Genomic DNA, 21,769 nt, shown 5'->3' with positions numbered 1-21,769 from the left:
GGCTCACTGGGTGCCGAGCTCGTCGAGGAGGTCGAAGATCTCGTCGGCGGTCGCCGACTCGATGTCGTCGGTACCGGCGCCGTCCACGGACGCGGTCCAGGCGGCGGCGAGGGTGCGCAGCCGCTGCCCGACCGCTTCGCGGTGCCCGTCGTCGAGGGCCGCGGCCTTGAGGCGGGCCTCCAGGCCGGCGATCTCGGCGTAGAGGGCGTCGGCGGGACCGGCCCCGGGTGCCTGGTCGGGGCGGAGCAGCTCGCCGAGGTGCCGGGCGAGTGCGGTCGGTGACGGGTGGTCGAAGAGCAGGGTCGCGCTCAGGCGCAGTCCGGTCTCGGTGTGGAGCCGGTTGCGGAGCTCCACCACGGTCAGCGAGTCGAAGCCGAGTTCGAGGAACCCGCGGGTGGGCTCGACGTCCTTGGGCGACGCGTACCCGAGGATGCCGGCGGTGCGGGCCCGGACCAGGTCGAGCAGGGTCCGGTCGCGCTCCGCGTCGTTCAGCGGGGCGAGCCTGGCCGCGAGCGTCGGGGCGGGCGCGGTGTCGGTGGCCCGGCGGGGCGCGGTGACGAGCCCACTCAGCAGCTCGTGGACGGGGGCGTCGCCCGCCGCGGCCCGGACCGCGCCCAGGTCGAGTGCGATCGGCACCGCCAGGGGCCGCCCGGCGGCGAGGGCGGCGTCGAAGGCGGCGAGGCCGTCGGCTGAGGTGAGGGCGCCGAAGCCGGTGCGGGACAGGCGGTCCCGGTCGGCGTCGGTGAGGGTCTCGCCCATTCCGGCGTCCCACAGGCCCCAGGCCAGCGACGTCGCCGGGACGCCCTGGGCCCGCAGTTCGGTCGCGTAGGCGTCCAGGAACGTGTTGGCGGCGGCGTAGTTGGCCTGGCCGGCGTTGCCGAACAGGCCGGATGCCGAGGAGTAGAGGACGAAGGCGTCGAGCGTCCTGTCCTTCGTCGCGGCGGCGAGGTTGCGGGCTGCGTCGACCTTCGCCCGGAGGACGGCGTCGAGCCGCTCCGGGGTGAGAGACTCCAGTGTCCCGTCGTCCAGCACACCGGCGGCGTGGATCACCGCGGTCACCGGCACGTCCCACAGGGCCTCGGCGACGGCTTCCGCGTCCGCCACGTCGCAGGCCACCGCCCGGACCTTCGCCGGGGCGAGCTCCTGCGCGAGTCCGGCGTCCCCACCGGAACGGGAGAGCAGCACCAGGTCACGGACACCGTGCGTCTCGACCAGGTGCCGGGCGACCAGCCGCCCCAGGGTGCCGGTCGCACCGGTCACCACGACCGTGCCGTCCCCGAACTCCACTGCCTGCGCACCGTCGACGCGGACCAGGCGCGGCACGGTGACCACCCCGTCGCGCACGACGGCCTGCGGCAGCGGGTGGAACACGTCCTCGGCCGCGTCCACCAGGTGGAGCCGGTCCGGGTGCTCGGCCTGCGCCGACCGCACCAGACCCCACAGCGCGGCACCGTCGGCGTCGGTGATCTCCGTGCCCGCCGCACCGAACGTGCGGACCACCAGGCGTGATTCGGACCACGCCGCGTCGGCCAGCCACGACTGGAGCAGCACCAGCAACCGGGCCGCCCGGTCCCGGGCCGCACCCGCCGCCGTCGCGTCCACGATCAGCACGGGGGCCGGGGCCGGCAGCGGATCGCCCAGCGCCATCACGGCCGTGGCCGCGTCCGACGCGGACACCTCCCGCACCACCCAGTCCAGCCCGAACAGCGACCGGAGGCCCGTCCGGACGGTGCCGACCTGCTCCGCGGTGACGGGGCGGAAGGCCAGTTCGTCGATGGTGAGCACCGGCGCACCGGTGCTGTCGACGGCGACCAGCCGGACCGCGCTGTCGCCCACCAGGGTGAGGTGGACGCGGAGCGCGACGGCGCCGACGGCGTGCAGTCGTGCGCCGCTGATCGCGAACGGCAGGCGGACGGTCCCGTCGAACAGTCCGGTCGCGCCGATCGCGTGCAGGGCCGCGTCGAGCAGGGCCGGGTGCACGCCGAACCCGTCGGGATCCACGGCGTCCGGCCGCACCTCGGCGACCACCCGGTCGCCGTCGCGCACCGCGCCGACCAGGCCCCGGAACGTGGGGCCGTAGGACAGGCCCGCGTCGGCCAGCCGTTCGTACAGGCCGTCGAGCGGGACGGGTTCGGCGCCCGGCCGCTGCGCGGGGAGTGAAGACGGCGCCCCGGTGCCTAGGTCGCCGGTGGTGAGGTCGTCGGCGGTGAGGTGGCCGGTGGCGTGCGTGGTCCAGCCCTCGGCGCCGTCGGGCTGCGCGTAGACGGCCAAGGCGCGGCGTCCGTCGTCGCCGGGGGCCCCGACCGTGACCCGCAGCGCGACGCCACCGGTGGCCGGCAGCGAGAGCGGCACCTGGAGCAGCAGTTCTTCGAGGACCGGGGTCCCGGACCGGGCACCGGCGGCGAGGGCGATGTCGATCAGGGCGGCGCCGGGGAGGACCGTGACGCCGAAGACGGTGTGGTCGGCCAGCCAGCCCGGCGACCCGGCCGCGAGCCGCCCGGTGAACAGCAGCGCGTCGCCCTCCGGGAGCGTCACGGCCGCGCCGAGCAGCGGGTGTTCGGCCTCGTGCAGGCCGATGCCGGCCAGGTCCCCGACCGGGTCGACGACGTCGATCCAGAGCCGCTGGTGCTGGAACGGGTAGGTGGGTAGGTCGAGCACCGGCGCCGGGGCCGGGCCGAACGTGGCGGCCCAGTCGACGTCCTGGCCTGCGGCGAAGAGCCGGGCCGCCGCGGTGAGCAGCGTCTCGACCTCGCCGCGGTCGCGGCGCAGGGTCGCGACGGCGGTCCGCTCGGGGTCGGTGTCCTGCACGAGTGCGGTGAGGACGGCGTCCGGGCCGACCTCCAGGATCCGGCCCGCGTCGAGGGCGGTGACGGCGTCGGCGAAGCGGACCGGCTCACGGACCTGCCGCACCCAGTACTCCGGGTCCGACCACTGACCGGGCGCCACCGGGGCGCCGGTCACCGTGGAGACCGCGGGGACCACCGGGTCGGCGAGGCCGAGCGTCCCGACGACCGCGCGGAACTCGTCGAGCATCGGCTCCATCAGGCGGGAGTGGAACGCGTGACTGGTCCGCAGCCGGGACGTCTTCCAGCCCCGCTCGGCAGCGAGTCCGGCGATCCGCACGATGTCGTCCTCGGCGCCGGAGACGACCACCGCGGCCGGGCCGTTGACCGCCGCGAGGTCGATGTCCGGGAACGCCTCCCGCACCTCCCCCTCCGACGCCCCGACCGCCAGCATCGCGCCGCCCGAGGGCAGCGCCTGCATCAACCGGCCCCGCGCCGCCACCAACTTCGCCGCATCCGCCAAGGTGAGGACCCCGGCGGCGTACGCGGCCGTGATCTCGCCGACCGAGTGACCGGCCACGACATCCGGCGTGACACCCCAGGAGCGCACGAGGGCGAGCAGCGCCACCTCCACCGCGAAGATCGCCGGCTGCGCCCACTCGGTCCGGTCCAACCGTTCCCGGTCGCCCAGGACCTCCCGCAGCGGAAGGTCCAGCGCCGCACACACCTCGTCGAGGGCCGTCGCGAACACCGGGAACGCCTCGGACAACTCCCGGCCCATGCCGACCCACTGGGACCCCTGGCCGGTGAACACCACCGCCAGCCGGCCCTCGGCGGCGCGGCCGATCGCCACCGGTTCCCCGGTGCCGGGGCTCAGCAGCACCGCGCGGTGCGGCAGCACGGCGCGGCCGGTCAGCGCGTGCCCGAGGTCCCCGGGCCGGAGGTCCGGGCGGTCGCGGAGCAGGGCCGGTGTCCGCTCGACCAGTTCGGCCAGCGCCGCCGGGTCGTTGGCCGACACCACCAGCGGCACCGTGCGGGTCACGGTCGGGCGCGGCGCGACCTCCTGGGCGGGGGGTTCCTCCAGGATGACGTGGGCGTTGGTGCCGCTGATGCCGAAGGAGGAGACCCCGGCCCGGCGGGGGTGCGCGGCGCGCGGCCAGGGGCGGGCCTCGGTGAGCAGTTCCACGTCCCCGGACGCCCAGTCCACCTGGGGGGTGGGCGCGTCGACGTGCAGCGTGCGGGGCAGCACGCCGTGCCGCATCGCCTGGACCATCTTGATGATGCCGGCCGCCCCGGCCGCCGCCTGGGTGTGCCCGAGGTTCGACTTGATCGACCCGAGCCAGAGCGGCTCGCCACCGTCCCGGTCCCGCCCGTACGTCGCCAGCAGCGCCTGGGCCTCGATGGGGTCGCCGAGTGTCGTGCCGGTGCCGTGCGCCTCGACGGCGTCGACGTCCCGCGGCGTCAGACCGGCGTTCGCCAGCGCCTGGCGGATGACGCGCTGCTGGGACGGGCCGTTGGGGGCGGTGAGGCCGTTCGAGGCACCGTCCTGGTTCACGGCGGTGCCCCGGACGACCGCGAGCACACGGTGGCCGAGGCGCCGGGCGTCGGAGAGCCGCTCGACGAGCACCATGCCGACGCCCTCGCCCCAGCCGGTGCCGTCCGCACCCGCCGCGAAGGACTTGCACCGGCCGTCGGCCGCCAGCCCCCGCTGCCGCGAGAACCCGACGAAGGTGTCCGGGGTGGCCATCACGGTCACGCCGCCGGCCAGCGCGAGGTCGCACTCGCCGGAGCGCAGCGCCTGCGCGGCGAGGTGCAGGGCGACCAGCGAGGAGGAGCACGCGGTGTCGACCGTGACCGCCGGGCCCTCCAGGCCGAGCGTGTAGGAGATCCGGCCGGAGGCGACGCTGCCGGAGTTGCCGGTGCCGAGGAAGCCCTCGACCTCCTCGGGTACGGCGGTCAGCCGGCCGAGGTAGTCGTGGTACATCAGCCCGACGAAGACACCGGTGCGCGAGCCGCGCAGGCGCAGCGGGTCGACGCCGGCGTGCTCCAGGGTCTCCCAGGAGGATTCGAGCAGCAGGCGCTGCTGCGGGTCCATCGCCATGCCCTCGCGGGGGCTGATCCCGAACAGGCCCGGGTCGAAGTGCGCGGCCTCGTAGAGGAATCCGCCTTCGCGGGCGTAGGAGGTGCCGGGGTGGTCCGGGTCGGGGTGGTAGAGCCCCTCGACGTCCCAGCCGCGGTCGGTCGGGAACAGGCCGATGCCGTCCCGGCCCTCGTCCACCAGCTTCCACAGCTCGTCCGGAGTGGTGATCCCGCCCGGGTAGCGGCAGGCCATCCCGACGATCACGACGGGGTCGTCGTCGGCCGGGGTGGTGGCGGTCGGGGCGGGGGCCGTGGCCGGGGCCGGGGCCGCGCCGGACAGTTCGGTGGTGAGGAACTCGGCGAGGGCGGTGGCGTTCGGGTAGTCGAAGATCAGGGTCGCGGGGAGCCGCAGCCCGGTCTCGGCGGTGAGCGCGTTGCGCAGCTCGACGGCGGTGAGCGAGTCGAAGCCCAGCTCGCGGAAGGCCCGGGCGACGGGGACGGCGTCGGGGCCGGGGTAGCCGAGGACGGCGGCGGCCTGGGTGCGGACGGTGGCCAGGGCGGCCTGGACCCGTTCGGCGTCCGCCAGGCCGGCGAGGTGGCGGGCCAGGGTGCCGCCGCCGGTCGCGGTCCTGGCCGTGGCGGCGCGCCGGCGCCCGGCGTTCGGGACCAGGCCGTGCAGCAGCGGGGGCAGGCCCTCGGCGCCGCGGAGCACGGCCAGGTCGAGCCGGAGCGGGACGGCGACCGGGCGGCCTGCGGCGAGGGCTGCGTCGAAGAGCGCGAGGCCGGCTTCGGCGTCCAGCGCGCCGAAGCCGCCCCGGGCCAGCCTGCGCAGGTCCGCCTCGGAGAGCGCGGCCCCGAGGCCGGCGTCCCACAGGCCCCAGGCGAGGGAGGTCGCGGGGACTCCCTGTGCGCGCAGTTCGGTCGCGTACGCGTCCAGGAAGGCGTTGGCGGCGGCGTAGTTGGCCTGGCCGGCGTTGCCGAACAGGCCGGCCGCGGAGGAGTAGAGGACGAAGGCGCCGAGCGTCCTGTCCTTCGTCGCGGCGGCGAGGTTGCGGGCGGCGTCGACCTTCGCCCGGAAGACGGCGTCCAGCCGCTCCGGGGTGAGGTCGGTGAGCAGGCCGTCGTCGATGGCGCCGGCGGCGTGGACGACGGCGGTGACCGGCTCGTCCCGGAGCGCCGCGGCGACCGCGTCGGGGTCGGACAGGTCGCAGGCGAGCGAGCGCACCTCCGCGCCCTCGATCTCGATGCCCCCGCCGGAGCGGGTGAGCAGGAGCAGCCGGCCGACGCCGTGGGCCCGCACCAGGTGGCGGGCGACGAGGCCGCCGAGTGTGCCGGTGGCGCCGGTGACCACCACGACGCCGTCACCGAACTCCGCGCGGCCCTCGGCGTGCAGCCGGGCCAGGCGCGGCACCTTGACCGCGCCGTCGCGGACCAGTGCCTGCGGCAGCGGGTGGAACGCGGTCTCGGCCGCGTCCAGCAGGTGGATGCGGTCCGGGTGTTCGGCCTGGGCCGACCGCACCAGGCCCCACAGGGCGGCGCCGTCGGGGTCGGTGATCTCCTCGCCGACGGCGCCGAAGGTGCGCACCACCAGCCGGGAGTCCGACCAGGCGGGGTCGGCCAGCCAGTCCTGCAGCAGGGTCAGCAGGTCGGCGGCCCGGTCGCGGGCGGCGCCGGGCGCCGTCGCGTCCACGGCGAGCACCGGCGCGGGGGCCGGCAGCGGCTCGCCGAGCGCGATCACGACCGGGCGGTCGGCCGGGGAGCCGGTCGGGGAGCCGGTCGGGAGCGTGGCCGGGGCGGCCGGGTCCTGCGCGGTCCACTCGACGGTGAACAGCGAGCGGGCCGCCTCGGTGCGACCGGCCGTGGTCCCGTCCGCGCCGACCGGGCGGAAGACGAGACCCTCGACGGTGGCCACGGGAGCGCCGGCGGCGTCGACCGCGTCGACCCGGACGCTCTCGCCGGACGGCCGGAGCCGGGCGCGCAGCAGTCCGGCACCGTCGGCGTGCACGGTGACGCCGGTGAACGCGAACGGCAGGCGGGTTTCGCCGTCGGCGGCGGCCTCGGTGTCCTCACCGGTGCTCAGGCCGTGCAGGACGGCGTCGAGCAGCGCGGGGTGCACGCCGAACCCGTCGGGTTCGCCGGTCAGTTCCGCCTCGACGAAGAGGTCGTCGCCCTGTCGCCAGACCTCGCGCAGGCCCCGGAAGGCCGGCCCGTACGTGTAGCCGGCGACGGCCAGCCGGTCGTAGAGGTCCTCGGTGGGCAGGCGGGTCGCCCCGGCCGGCGGCCAGCCGAACGCCTCGCCGGCCGTCCGGGCCGCGCCGACGAAGCCGGTGGCGTGGACGGTCCAGGCGTCCTCGGTCCCGGCGGCGGGCTCGCCCGGGTGGGAGTGGACGGTGACCGGGCGACGGCCGGTCCCGTCCTCGGCGCCGACGCTGACCTGCACGGCGACGCTGTCCGCGGCGCCGAGCCGGAGCGGCTGCCGGAGCACCAGCTCGTCGACGGCGGGGGCGCCGACCACGGCGCCCGCGGCGAGGGCGAGTTCGAGCAGCGCCGTGCCCGGCACCAGGACGGTGCCCAGGATCGCGTGGTCGGCCAGCCAGGGCTGTGCGCGCAGCGAGAGGCGGCCGGTGAGGACGGTGCCCTCGCCGCCGGCCAGCGGCACCGCCGCCCCGAGGAGCGGGTGATCGGCCGGGCCCAGTCCGAGGCTCGCCGGGTCGGTGCCCGCGCCGGTGGCGGCCTGCGGCCAGTAGCGCTGCCGCTGGAAGGCGTAGGTCGGCAGGTCGGACAGCGGGGCGCCGGCTCCGTCGAGGACGCCCGTCCAGTCGACCTCGGCGCCCCGGGTGAACACCGTCGCGACGCCGGTCAGCAGGGTGGTGACCTCGTCCCGGTCGCGGCGCAGTGTCGGGACGGCGAGCGCGTCCGGCGCGTTGGCGCCGACCAGGGCGGTCAGCACGCCGTCCGGGCCGACCTCCAGGAAGCGGGTGACGCCCTGCGCGGTCAGCGCGGTGACGGCGTCGGCGAAGCGGACCGGGCGGCGGACCTGGTCGACCCAGTACTCGGGGTCGGTCCAGCGCAGCGGTTCCCCGGGTTCGACGGTGGAGACCGCGGCGAGCTGCGGCGCGGCGAGATCGAGCCCGCGGACGACCGCGCGGAACGCGTCCAGCATCGGCTCCATGAGCCGGGAGTGGAAGGCGTGGCTCGTCCGCAGGCGGCCGGTCTTCCAGCCGCGTTCCGCGGCCGGACCGGTGATCCGGGCGATGTCCTCGGCGGCCCCGGAGAGCACGACCGCGTCCGGCCCGTTCACCGCGGCGACGTCGACGTCCGGGAACGCCGCGCGCACCTCGGCCTCGGACGCGCCGACCGCGAGCATCGCGCCACCCGGGGGCAGCGCCTGCATGAGCCGGCCCCGGGCCGCGACCAGCACCGCCGCGTCGGGCAGGGAGAGGACACCCGCGGCGTGGGCGGCCGTGATCTCGCCGATCGAGTGACCGGCGACGACGTCGGGCGTCACGCCCCAGTGCCGGAGCAGGGCCAGCAGCGCCGTCTCGACCGCGAACAGGGCGGGCTGCGCGTACGCGGTCCGGTCGAGCGCGTCCGGGTCGGCGAAGACGACCAGCCGCAGCGGCTCGTCGAGCAGCGGGTCGAGGTGCGCGCAGACCTCGTCGAACGCGGTCGCGAAGACCGGGAAGGCCGCGTAGAGCTGTTCGCCCATGGCGAGGCGCTGCGCGCCCTGGCCGGTGAAGAGCAGGGCGAGCCTGCCGTCACCCGCCTCACCCCGGGCCGCGGTCTCCCGCCGCTTGAGCGCGCGGAGCAGCTGGGCCCGGTTGGGCGCCAGGTAGGCGGCCCGGTGGGTAAGTGCGGCCCGGCCCGCGGTGGTCCGGGCGAGGTCGAGGAGGTCGGTGTCCGGGCGGGAGTCGAGCCAGTCGTGGAGGCGTTCGGTCTGCGCGTCGAGGCCGGCCTCGGTGGCCGCGGAGACGACGACCGGCAGCACCGGCAGCGTGCTGCGGCCGCGCGGGCGTTCGTCCTGCTCGACGACGGCGGGCGGCTCCTCCAGGATGACGTGGGCGTTGGTGCCGCTGACGCCGAACGCGGACACGCCCGCCCGGCGGGGCTTCGGCCCGGCGGCCCAGGGCCGGGCCTCGGTCAGCAGCGCGACGGCGCCGGAGCTCCAGTCGGCCTGCGGGGTCGGCGCGTCGACGTGCAGCGTCCTGGGCAGCCGCCCGTGCCGCATGGCGAGGACCATCTTGATGATGCCGGCCGCGCCGGCGGCGGACTGGGTGTGGCCGATGTTGGACTTCACCGAGCCGAGCCAGAGCGGCTCGCCGTCCCGCTCCTGGCCGTAGGTGGCCAGCAGCGCCTGGGCCTCGATCGGGTCGCCGAGTGTCGTCCCGGTGCCGTGCGCCTCGACGGCGTCGACGTCCTGCGGCGTCAGGCCGGCGTTCGCCAGCGCCTGGCGGATGACGCGCTGCTGGGACGGGCCGTTGGGGGCGGTGAGGCCGTTCGAGGCGCCGTCCTGGTTGACCGCACTGCCGCGCACGACGGCCAGCACCGCGCGCCCGGCGGCCCGCGCCGAGGACAGCCGCTCGACGAGCAGCATGCCGACGCCCTCGGCCCAGCCGGTGCCGTCGGCGGCGGCGGCGAAGGACTTGCACCGGCCGTCGGTGGCCAGCCCGCGCTGGCGGGAGAACTCGGTGAACGTGCCGGGGGTGGCCATGATCGTGACGCCGCCGACCAGTGCCATGCCGCACTCGCCCTGGCGGAGTGCCTGCGCGGCGAGGTGCAGGGCGACCAGCGAGGACGAGCAGGCGGTGTCGACGGAGACGGCCGGCCCTTCGAGGCCGAAGGTGTAGGCGATCCGCCCGGAGGCGACGCTGCCCGCGCTGCCGGTGCCGAGGTACCCGCTCAGGTCCTCGGCGCTCTCCTCCAGCAGGGAGACGTAGCCCTGGTGGGTGGTGCCGACGAAGACGCCGACCTGTCGGCCGCGGAGCGCGAGCGGGTCGAGGCCGGCCCGTTCGAACGTCTCCCACGCGGTCTCCAGCAGCAGCCGCTGCTGGGGGTCCATCGCGAGGGCCTCGCGCGGGCTGATGCCGAACAGGCCCGGGTCGAAGCGGTCGGCGTCGCGGACGAAGCCGCCGTTGACGGTGTAGGAGGTGCCCGACCGGTCGGCCCGGTCGGCGTCGGGGTCGTAGAGGCCGTCGAGGTCCCAGCCGCGGTCGGCCGGGAACGGGCCGATCGCGTCGGTCTCCGCCGCGACCAGGTCCCACAGCTCGTCGGGCGTGCCGACGCCGCCGGGGAAGCGGCAGGCCATCGCGGTGAGCACGATCGGGTCGTCGTCGGCGGGTACGGCCACCGGCGCGGCGACCGCCGGCGCGGCCTCGACGCCGGAGACCTCCTCGCGGAGGTACCGGGCGAGCGCCAGCGGCGTCGGGTAGTCGAACGCGAGGGTCGGGGAGAGGCGCAGCCCGGTCTCGGCGGCCAGCGCGTTGCGGAGCTCGACCGCGGTGAGCGAGTCGAAGCCCAGCTCGCGGAACGGGCGCTTGACCGCGATCGCGTCGGCGGACGGGTAGCCCAGGACGTGCGCGGCGTGGCCCCGGACCAGGTCCACCAGGGCGGCCTCGCGCTGCGCCGGGGGCAGGTCGGCCAGCCGGGAGCGCCAGCCGGTCTCGGCCACCGGCGCGTCGCCGGCCAGGCCGGCGACCTCCGGCAGGTCCTCCAGCAGGGGTCGGCGGCGGGCGGCGGCGAACGTCTCGGCGAAGGACGCCCAGTCGACGTCGGCGACGGTGAGCAGCGGCGCGACTCCTGCGGCGGCCCGCCGCAGGACGTCGATCGCCAGGTCGGGGGCCATCGGGGCCAGTCCGCGCCGGCTCAGCGCGGCGCCGGTGTCGCCCTCGGTGGCCATGCCCGCCTCGGCCCACGGGCCCCAGGCGAGCGAGGTGGCGGCCAGGCCGCGGGCCCGGCGGCGCAGCGCCAGGGCGTCGAGGCCGGCGTTGGCGGCCGCGTAGGCGCCGCCCCAGCCGCTGCCCCAGGTGGCGGCGATCGAGGAGAACAGGACGAACGCGTCGAGCTCCGTGTCGCCGAGGAGTTCGTCGAGGTGCAGGGCGCCGGCGGTCTTCCCGGCGAGCACCGGGGCGAGCGCGGCCGCGTCGAGGTCGGCCAGGGGCGCGCCGTGCGCGATGCCCGCGGCGTGGACGACCGCGGTGAGCGGGGCCTGCGGGTCGGCGCCGGCGAGGTCGAGGAGGGCGGCGACCGCGGCGCGGTCGGCCAGGTCGGTGGCGACGAGGGTGACGCGCGCGCCGGTGGCACGGATCTCGTCGGCCAGCTCGTGGGCACCGGGCGCGTCAGGCCCGCGCCGGCCGGCGAGGACGAGGTGGGCGGCGCCCTGGGCGGCGGCCCAGCGGGCCACCTGACCGCCGAGCGCGCCGGTGCCGCCGGTGACGAGGACGGTGCCACGCGGCTGCCAGCCCTCGTCGGACCCGGCCGCGGCGTGCGCGAGGCGGCGGACGAACAGGCCGGCCGGGCGGATCGCGATCTGGTCCTCGGCGTCGAGACCGCCGGCGAGGACCGTGACGAGCCGGTCGGCGGCGCGCGGGTCGAGGGTGTCGGGGAGGTCCAGCAGGCCGCCCCAGCGGTCCGGGTACTCCAGGCCGACCACCCGGCCGAGCGCCCAGGTCTCGACCCGGGCGACACCGGTGACGCGGTCGTCGGGCCCGGTGGTGACCGCGCCGCGGGTGAGGATCCACAGGGGGGCGGTGACGGCGGCGTCCTCGACGGCCTGGGCGAGGGCGAGCGTGCCGGACAGCGCCGCGGGGACGCCGTCCTCGTCGGCCGCCTCCGAGGCGTCGCCCAGCGCGAGGAGCGAGACGACGCCGGTGACGCCGTCGAGCTCGCGCAGCCGGGCCGCGAGCGTGGCCCGGTCGGCGGCGGGGACGGTCACGACGGCGGCGCCGGCCCGGGTGAGGACCTCGTCGACGCCGTCGGCGGCATCGGTGGCGGCGGCATCGGTGGCGGCGGGCGCGACCAGGACCCAGGTGCCGGTGAGGGGCCGGGAGGTCGGGTCGGGCAGCGCCGTCCAGGTCTCCCGGTAGCACCAGCCGTCGGCCACGTCCCGCTGCTGCTTGCGGCGGCGCCAGGAGGAGAGCGCCGGGACGAGCGCTCCGAGTGTCTCCCGGTGGGCCTCGGCGTCGATGCGCAGCTCGTTGGCGACGACGCTGAGGTCGGCGGAGTCGATCGCGGCCCAGAAGCCGGCGTCCGCGTCCGTCGGTGCGACGGCCTCGCGGGGGGTCGGACGGAGCCAGTACCGCTGGTGGGAGAAGGGGTAGGTGGGCAGGTCGGTCGGGCGGGCGCCGGTGCCGTCGAAGAGGACCCGCCAGGTGACGGGCTGCCCGTGGACGAACAGCTCGGCGACGGCGGTGAGCAGCGTGGTGGCCTCGTCGCGGTCGCGGCGCAGGGCGGCGACGGCGACCGTGTCGGGGCCGCTCTCGCGGGCGATCAGCGCGGTCAGGACGCCGTCGGGGCCGAGTTCGAGGACCCGGTCCGCGTCGAGGGCGGTGACGGCGTCGGCGAAGCGGACCGGGCGGCGGACCTGGTCGACCCAGTACTCCGGGTCCGACCACTGACCGGGCGTCACGGCCTCGCCCGTCACCGTCGAGACGGCGGGAAGCACCGGATCGTGGAAGGCCAGACCGCTCACCACGGCCCGGAACTCCGCCAGCATCGGCTCCATCAGCCGGGAGTGGAACGCGTGACTGGTCCGCAGCCGCGACGTCTTCCAGCCCCGCTCGGCAGCGAGTCCGGCGATCCGCACGATCTCGTCCTCGGCACCCGACACGACCACCGCGGCCGGCCCGTTGACCGCCGCCAGGTCGATGTCCGGGAACGCCCCGCACACCTCCCCCTCCGACGCCCCGACCGCCAGCATCGCCCCACCCGAGGGCAGCGCCTGCATCAACCGGCCCCGCGCCGCCACCAACTTCGCCGCGTCCGCCAGGGTGAGGACCCCGGCGGCGTACGCGGCCGTGATCTCACCGACCGAGTGACCGGCGACCACGTCCGGGGTCACCCCCCACGAGCGCACGAGCGCGAGCAGCGCCACCTCCACCGCGAAGATCGCCGGCTGCGCCGAACCCGTCCGGTCCAGCGACTCCGCGTCCAGCCCGTGCAGCCTCAGCCCCAGCGCCTCGCACGCCTCGTCATAGGCGGTCGCGAACACCGGGAAAGTGTCGTACAACCCGCGGCCCATCCCGACCCGCTGCGACCCCTGGCCGGTGAACACCACCGCCAGCCGGCCCTCGACCGCCGTGCCCCGCACCACCGCGTCGCCCAGCAGCACGGCCCGCTGCTCCTGCACCGGCCGCGAGGTCAGGGCCACCCCGATGTCCAGCGGATCCGCGGCCAGCGCCCGCACCCGCCGGACCTGGGCCTCCAGCGAATCGGCGGAGCGTGCGGTCACCACCAGCGGCACCACCGGCAGCGGGGTCGCCGCCACCGGCTCGCCCGACCCTTCCGGCTCGGCCGCCGGCACCGGCGCGGGCGCCTCCTCCACGATCACGTGCGCGTTGGTCCCGCTGATCCCGAAGGACGACACACCGGCACGGCGGGGCCGCTCGCCCGCCGGCCAGGGCCGTGCCTCCGTCAGCAGCTCCACCGACCCGGCCGACCAATCCACCTGGGACGACGGCGCGTCCACGTGCAGCGTCCGGGGAAGGACCCCGTGCCGCATCGACTGCACCATCTTGATGATCCCGGCGACACCGGCCGCCGCCTGCGTGTGCCCGATGTTCGACTTCAGCGACCCCAGGCGGAGCGGCTCGCCGCCGGCCCGGTCCTGGCCGTACGTCGCCAGCAGCGCCTGGGCCTCGATCGGGTCGCCCAGCCGGGTCCCCGTGCCGTGCGCCTCCACCGCGTCGACGTCGGCCGGGGAGAGACCGGCCGACACCAGGGCCTGGAGGATGGCGCGCTGCTGGGCGCCGCCGTTCGGCGCGGTCAGGCCGTTGGACGCGCCGTCCTGGTTGACCGCGCTGCCCCGGATCACCGCGAGGACGGGGTGCCCCAGGCGCTGCGCGTCCGAGAGGCGCTCGACCAGCAGCATGCCGACGCCCTCGCCCCAGCCGGTGCCGTCCGCGCCCTCGGCGAAGGACTTGCACCGGCCGTCGGCGGCGAGACCGCCCTGCTTGGCGAACTGGCCGAAGGAGTCCGGGGTCGACATGACCGCCACGCCGCCGGTGAGTGCGATCGAGCACTCCCGGCTGCGCAGGGCGCGACAGGCCAGGTGCAGGGCGACCAGCGAGGAGGAGCAGGCGGTGTCGACGGTGACGGCCGGGCCCTCCAGGCCGAACGTGTAGGCCAGCCGGCCGGAGAGGACGGCCGGGGCGGTGCCGGTGAGCAGGTGGCCGAGGACGCCGTCGGGAAGGTCCTCGACGTACGAGCTGTACCCCAGGTAGCTGCCGCCGACGAAGACGCCGGCCTGGGTGCCGCGCAGCGTCGCCGGGTCGATCCGGGCGTTCTCGAAGGTCTCCCACGCCACTTCGAGCAGGACCCGCTGCTGCGGGTCCATCGCCAGCGCCTCGCGCGGGCTGATCCCGAAGAACGCGGGGTCGAAGTCACCGGCGTCGTGGAGGAAACCGCCGGTGCGGACGTCGTCCTCGGCCGCCGCGGCCGGGGCGAACCAGCCCTCCCAGCCCCGGTCCGTGGGAAACCCGGAGACGGCGTCCCGGCCCTCGTCCACCAAGGCCCAGAGGTCCTCGGGGGAGGACACCCCGCCGGGGTACCGGCACCCCATCGCCACGACGGCGATCGGCTCCTGTTCCGCGGATTCCAGCTCGGTGAGGCGCCGGCGGGTCTGGGCCAGGTCCGCGCTCACCAACTTGAGGTAATCGCGAAGGGTTTCCTCAGTTGCCATTCAGCTTCACCTCTGCGGATGACCGAACGCACGTCGAATCGAGCGACGTCCGAAATCGAAGGCCTCGAAAAGCAGCCCGACGCTGAGGCTAGGAGCTCCGGATTGCCACCCGGAACCCCTAGCGCTCCCCTAGGGGCCTGCCCGCTCAGGCCCGTCCGAGCTGCGAGTCGATGAACTTCAGCAGGTCGTCGTCGGAATCCCCGGAGGGCGTCCCGGACGCCGCCGCGGACGCCTCGGAACCCCCCGCGTCCAGCAGGGACAGCAGCGAACGGAGTTTGATCCGCAGCTTGGTCCCGGTGATCGTGTCCGGGGTGGATCCGGTGAGCCGCTGCTCTATGCCGTCGAGTTCGTCGAGGACCGAACGGGAATTGTCCGGAACCATGTGAATTCGCAGATACGTCGCGAGTGCGGCGGGCGTGGGATGGTCGAAGACCAGTGTCGCCGGGCACCGCAACCCGGTCGACGCATTCACCCGGTTGCGCAGCTCGACGGCCGTGACCGAGTCGAATCCGATTTCCCGGAAAGCACGGTCCGGCGGAATCCTGTCGGCGCGGGAAATGCCGATGACGGCCGCGATGTGTCCCCACAGCAGGTCGACCAGTTCGCGCTCGGCGTCCTCGGGCGGCAGGGCGGCCAGGCGGTCGCGGAGCGCGGCGGCGGCGTCGGTGTCCTCGGGCCGGTCCGGGCCGCGGTCGGCGGCGGCCTCCAGCTCGCTCAGGAGGCGGCCGGTCCGGGCCAGGCCGAACGCCGGCAGGAACCGGGCCCAGTCGACGTCCGCGACGACCAGCGACGCCGGTGCGGCGGCCAGTTCGGCCACCGCCCGGCCGGGGTCCAGCGGCCGGATGCCGAGCCGGAGCAGCGAGCCGTCCGCCGCCGCCGTGGCGGCGATCCCGCCGCCCGCCCACGGTGACCAGGCGACGGCCGTGGCCGGCCGGCCCTGGGCGCGGCGCCGGTCGGCGAACGCGTCGAGGAAGGCGTCGGCGGCCGCGTAGGCGGGGTGCCGGGCAGTGCCCCAGACGCCGGCCACGGACGTGAAGACGACGAACGCGTCCAGCTCGGTGCCGGCCAGGAGCTCGTCCAGGAGGAGCGCCCCGGTGACGCGGGCGCCCGTCACGGCCGCGGTCTCGGCCGCTGTCAGGTCGGCGACGGGGGTGTCCTGGGCGACGCCCGCCGCGTGCACGACGGCGCTGAGGTCGGCGGGGAGGCCGGCGACGAGCGAGTCCACCTGCTCCCGGACGGTGAGGTCGCAGGCGACGACGGTCACCTGCGCGCCGGTCCCGGCGAGTTCCGCGCGGAGGGCTTCGGCTCCGGGGGCGTCCGGGCCCCGGAGCCCGGCCAGGACCACGCCGGTCGCGCCGTTGCGGACGGCCCAGCGGGCGGTGTGCCCGCCCAGTGCGCCGGTGCCGCCGGTGATCAGGACGGTTCCGCGCGGACGCCAGCCGGCTTCGGCCGTCGCCGGGGCGGGCCGCAGGCGGCGGCCCCGGGGCTGCCCGTCGCGGAGCGCGATCTGGTCCTCGCCGCCCGTCGTGGCGAGGACCGCGGCGAGCCCGTCGGCGGCGGGGCCCGTCGCGGCGAGCCCGTCGGCGCCGGCCTCGGGCAGGTCGACCAGGCCGCCCCACCGGCCGGGGTGTTCGAGTGCGGCGACCCGGCCGAGGCCCCAGACCTGGGCCTGCGCGAGGCTGCGCACCGGTTCGCCGCCGACGGCGACGGCGCCGCTGGTGACGATCCACAGCGGGGCGTCCACGCCGTCCAGCATCTGCACCAGGGAGACGGTGTCCGCGAGGCCGCGCGGTACGGCCGGGTGGTCGGGATGCGGGCGCTCGTCGAGCGCCAGCAGGGACACGACGCCCGCGGTCCCGCCGGGCGGGACGTCGTCGCCCGCGCCGGCGGTCACCACGTCCGCACCGGCCGAGGCCAGGTGCGCCGTGACGGCCGCCACGAGCGGGTGGGGTACGGCGGGTGCGACGACGAGCCAGCGGCCGGTGAGCCGGGCACCGGCGCCGGGCGTCACGGGGGCCCAGCCGACGGTGTGGCGCAGGCCCGTGTCCCGGGTGAGGGGCTCGCCCGCGTGGTCCGGCGAGAGCCAGTAGCGGCGGTGCTGGAAGGGGTAGGTGGGCAGGTCGGGCAGGCGGCGGCCGTCGGTGGGCCAGGCCCGCCAGTCGACCTCGATCCCGCGGACCCACGCCTCGCCGAGTGCGCGGATCTGCCCGGCCGGGCCGTCCTCGCCCCGGCGGAGCGTCCCCCAGATCCCGGCGTCGGGGGCGCACTGCTCCAGGGCCATGGTGAGCACCGGGTGCCCGGAGACCTCGGCGAACAGCCGGAAGCCGTTCGCCGCCAGCTTCTCCACGACCGGCGCGAAGCGGACCTGTTCCCGCAGGTTCGACCACCAGTAGGCGGCGTCCACCGGTTCGGTGACCTGCTCCCCCGTCACCGTCGAGTACCACGGGATGCGCGGCGCCGCGCCGCGCACCTCGCCCAGTGCGGCCGACACGGCCTCACGCGCGGGCTCCACCTGCGGCGAGTGCGACGCGTACCCGACGCCGACCAGCCGGGCCCGGACTGCGCGGCTCTCGCACCAGGGCACGAACGCCTCGACGAGCGGCCGCTCGCCCGCCACCACCACCTGCGACGGGGAGTTCACGGCGGCCACCACCAGGCCGGCCCACTCCGGGCCCGCCAGCCAGTCCGCGACGTCGTCGGGCGTGGCGCCGACGGAGGCCATGCCGCCGTGCCCGTCCAGTCCGACCAGCGCCCCGGAACGCGCCGCGACCACCCGCGCCCCGTCCTCCACCGTCAGCGCCCCCGCCACCACCGCGGCAACCACCTCACCCTGCGAATGACCCACCACCGCGGCAGGCACCACGCCGAACGACTCCCACCACGCGGTGAGGGCGACACCCACCGCCCACAGCACCGGCTGCACCACCTCCACCCGCGCCAACCAGTCGTCCCCGCCCCGCAGCACCGCCTCCACCGAGAACCCCGTCAACGGCAACAGCGCCGCATCACACTCCCGCAACCGCTCCGCGAACGCTCGCGACCCCAGCAGACCCACCGCCATACCCAGCCACTGACCACCCTGACCCGGATACACGAACACCACGTCCGAGCTGCCCAACGGCGACCCCGCGATCTGCCCCAGACCCGCGGCCACCGCCTCCAGACCCTCCGCGTCCCACGCCACCGCCCGCACCGGGAGCGCCGCCCGGCCCACCAGCGTCGCGCCGACGTCCGCCAGGGAGGCCCCGGCGGTGAGGGCGTCCCGCAGCGCCAGGGCCTGGGCGCGGACCGCGCCGTCGTCGGCGCCGGACAGCGGCAGCGGTACCGGCCGGCCCGGCTCGGGCTCCCCCTGCGTCCCGGGCTGCGACTCGGGCTGCGACCCGGGCCGCGTCCCGGCAACGGGCCGGGGCCGGGACGCCTCCGGTGCTTCTTCGAGGATGACGTGCGAGTTCGTCCCGCTGACGCCGAACGCCGACACCCCGGCCCGGCGCGGTCGGCCGGTCCTCGGCCAGGGGCGGGCCTCGGTGAGCAGCTCGACGCCGCCCAGCGCCCAGTCGATGTGCGGGGAGGGCTCGTCGACGTGCAGCGTCCTCGGCAGCACGCCGTGCCGCATCGCCATCACCGTCTTCATCAGCCCGGCCATGCCGGCCGCCGCCTGGGTGTGGCCGATGTTCGACTTCACCGACCCGAGCCAGAGCGGGTCGCCGGTGCGGCCGGCTCCGTAGGTGGCCAGCAGCGCGTTGGCCTCGATCGGGTCGCCCAGCGTGGTGCCCGTCCCGTGCGCCTCGACCGCGTCGATGTCGGCGGGTTCGAGGCGCGCGTCGGCCAGCGCCCGGAGGATGACCTTCTGCTGGGAGGGGCCGCTCGGCGCGGTCAGACCGTTGGACGCACCGTCCTGGTTGACCGCGCTGCCCCGGACCACGGCGAGAACCGGGTGACCCAGGCGCAGGGCGTCCGAGAGCCGCTCGACCACCAGCACGCCGACGCCCTCGCCCCAGCCGGTGCCGTCCGCGGCGGCGGCGAAGGACTTGCAGCGGCCGTCGCCGGCCAGCCCGCCCTTCCGGCTGAACTCGACGAACGGGCCGGGCGTCGACATGACCGTGACGCCGCCCACCAGCGCGAGGTCGCACTCACCGGCCCGCAGCGCCTGCCCGGCCAGGTGCAGCGCGACCAGCGACGAGGAGCAGCCGGTGTCGACGGTCATCGCGGGGCCTTCGAGGCCGAACGTGTACGAGACCCGCCCGGACAGGACGCTGGCCGCGTTGCCGGTGCCGAGGTGGCCCTCCAGCTCGCTGGGGAAGACGCCCATCGACCACAGGTAGTCCGAGCCGTTCGTTCCGGCGAACATGCCGGTCCGGGTGCCGTGCAGGCCCAGCGGGTCCAGACCGCCGCGTTCCAGGGCCTCCCAGACGCACTCCAGCAGCAGCCGCTGCTGCGGGTCCATCGCGACGGCCTCGCGCGGCGTGATCCCGAACAGGCGGGCGTCGAAGCCGGCGACGTCGTCGAGGAACCCGCCCTCGCTGGTGTAGGTGGTGCCGCGCACCGCCGAGTCCGCGTTGACCAGGTCCCCGAGGTACCAGCCGCGGTCGGTGGGGAACGGTGACATCGCGTCGACGCCGTCGGTCACCAGCCGCCACAGGTCCTCCGGCGAGCCGACACCGCCCGGGAAGCGGCAGCTCATCGCGGTGATCGCCAGGGGCTCGCCCCGGTCGGCCGTGGTGACGGCGACGGCGGGTGCGGGGGCGGCGGTGCCGCCGGCCCGGGCCAGCAGGTGCGCGGCCAGCGCGGCGGCGTTCGGGTGGTCGAAGACGACCGTGGCCGACAACGGCAGACCGGTCTCGGCGCGCAGCCGGTTGCGCAGGTCGACGGCGGTCAGCGAGTCGAAGCCCAGCTCGCGGAACGGCCTGCGGGGTGCGATGTCGTCGACGGAGGGGTGGCCGAGCACGGCGGCGGCGCCGGACCGGACGCAGGCGAGGACGATCCGTTCCTGCTCGGCGACGGGCAGGCCCGCCAGGCGGGCGGCGAGACCTGACCCGTCCCCGGCGGGCTCCGCCGCCTGCGCCAGCGCGTCCCGGACGGCGGGGATGTCGCCGATCAGCGGCCGGGGCCGCTCGGCGGTGAAGAGTTCGGTGAAGCGCGGCCAGTCGACGTCGGCCACGCAGATCGTGGTGTCGTCCTGGGCGACCGCGCAGCGCAGCGCCTCGATCGCGAGTTCCGGCGCCATCTGGACGATGCCGCGCCGGCGCAGCTGGGCCCCGACCTCGGCCGAGGCCATCCCGGCCTCGTCCCACGAGCCCCAGGCGACGGCGGTCATCCTGGCGCCGCGGGCCCGCCGCTGCTCGGCGAGCGCGTCCAGGGCGGCGTTGGCGGCCGCGTAGGCGGCGTGCGCCTGACTGCCCCAGACGCCGGACATGGACGAGAAGGTGACGAACGCGTCCACGTCGCCGACCAGGGCGTCGAGGTGGACGGCGCCGGCGACCTTCCCCGCGAGCAGGCGCTCGACGAGGGCGACGTCGGTCTCGTCGAACGGCACGTTCGCGCCGGTCCCGGCCGCGTGCACGACGGCGTCGACGGGGCCGGCCTCGGCCAGCAGCGCCTCGACGGAGGCCCGGTCGGCCAGGTCGCACGCGACGATCCGGACCTCGGGGCAGAGCGCGGCCAGTTCGTCGCCCAGCCGGGCGGCGCCGGGAGCCCCGGGGCCGCGCCGGCTGGTCAGGACGATCCGTTCGGCGCCGTTCGCGGCGGCCCATCGGGCGATCCGGGAGCCGAGCGCGCCGGTGCCGCCGGTGACCAGGACGGTGCCCCGGGGCCGCCAGCCCTCCCCGCCCCGGCGGGCCGGCGCCGGGGTGATCCGGCGGGTCCACAGTCCGTCGGCGCGGATCGCGAGCTGGTCCTCCGCGCCCAGGGCGCCGGCGAGGACGGCGGCGAGGATCTCCTCGGAGCGGGCGTCCGGCGTCTCGGGCAGGTCGACCAGTCCGCCCCAGCGGCCGGGCAGTTCGAGCCCGGCGATCCGGCCCAGGCCCCAGACCTCGGCCTGGGCGAGGCTGGGCGGGGCGCCGCCGACGCCGACCGCGCCCCGGGTGAGGACCCAGGCGGGGGCGTCGATCCCGGCGTCGCCGAGTGCCTGGAGCAGCGTCAGCGAGCCGGCGACGGCGCGTGCGACCAGGGGGTGGTCCGGCACCGGCCGCTCGTCGAGGGCCAGCAGCGACACCACGCCGTCGTACGGCCCGGAGGGCAGGGCGGCGGCCATCGCGGCCCGGTCGGCGGCGGCGTCCAGGACCAGCACGTCGGCGTCCGGGAGGAGGCCGTCCGGCACGGGGGTGTCGACTCCCTCGGGCCTGACAAGCAGCCACCGGCCCTCGGGGCGCCCCGGTCCGGAGGCGGGCGCGGGGGTGGGGGTGGGGACGGCCAGCGGGACCCAGCCGACCGCGTACCGCCAGCCGTCGATCGTGGACGCCAGCTTCCGGCGCGCCCGCCAGGACGCCAGCCCGTCGAGCACCGGTTCGACGGCGTCGGCGGTGAGGCCGAGTTCGTCGGCGAGCGACTCGGCGCCGCCCTCGACGGCGTTCCAGAACTCCGGGTCGCCGCCCTGGTCGCGGCGCTGCTCCTCGGGCGTCAGCCAGTGGCGGCGGCGCTGGAAGGGGTAGGTCGGCAGGTCGGGCAGCGGGCGCAGGCCGGAGAACCACGGGGACCAGTCGACGCGGACGCCCCGCGTCCAGGCGTCGCCGAGCGCGCGGATCTGCCCGGCCGGGCCGTCCTCGCCCCGGCGCAGCGTCCCCCACACCCCCGCGTCGGGCGCGCACTGCTCCAGTGCCACGGTGAGCACCGGGTGCCCCGACACCTCCGCGAAGAGCTGGTGCCCCGAGTCGGCCAGACCCTTGATCACCGGGGCGAAGCGGACCTGGTCGCGCAGGTTCGACCACCAGTAGGCCGCGTCCACCGGCTCCGTGACCCGCTCCCCCGTCACCGTCGAGAACCACGGAACACGCGGCACCGCACCCCGCACCCCGAC

The 21,769-nt window shown here is 76.6% G+C and carries 2 protein-coding genes; both read right to left on the bottom strand.

Going from position 1 to position 21,769, the window contains the following annotated elements; translation table 11 throughout:
* Positions 1 to 3 precede the first annotated feature (3 nt).
* Entirely contained in the window at positions 4 to 14,757 is a 14,754-nt protein-coding gene (locus ABZY91_RS18745) for a type I polyketide synthase (protein ID WP_355403624.1), read from the bottom strand.
* Between the two features lie 145 nt (positions 14,758 to 14,902).
* On the bottom strand, positions 14,903 to 21,751 hold the full coding sequence (locus tag ABZY91_RS18740; RefSeq protein ID WP_355403622.1) for an SDR family NAD(P)-dependent oxidoreductase: 6,849 nt from the start codon (positions 21,749 to 21,751) through the stop codon (positions 14,903 to 14,905).
* Positions 21,752 to 21,769: the final 18 nt, after the last annotated feature.

It is taken from the genome of Kitasatospora sp. NPDC002965, assembly GCF_040611255.1.
GTDB lineage: Bacteria > Actinomycetota > Actinomycetes > Streptomycetales > Streptomycetaceae > Kitasatospora.
Note: the sequence above shows the minus strand (reverse complement) of the source record. Positions and strands in the feature narration are given on the sequence as shown.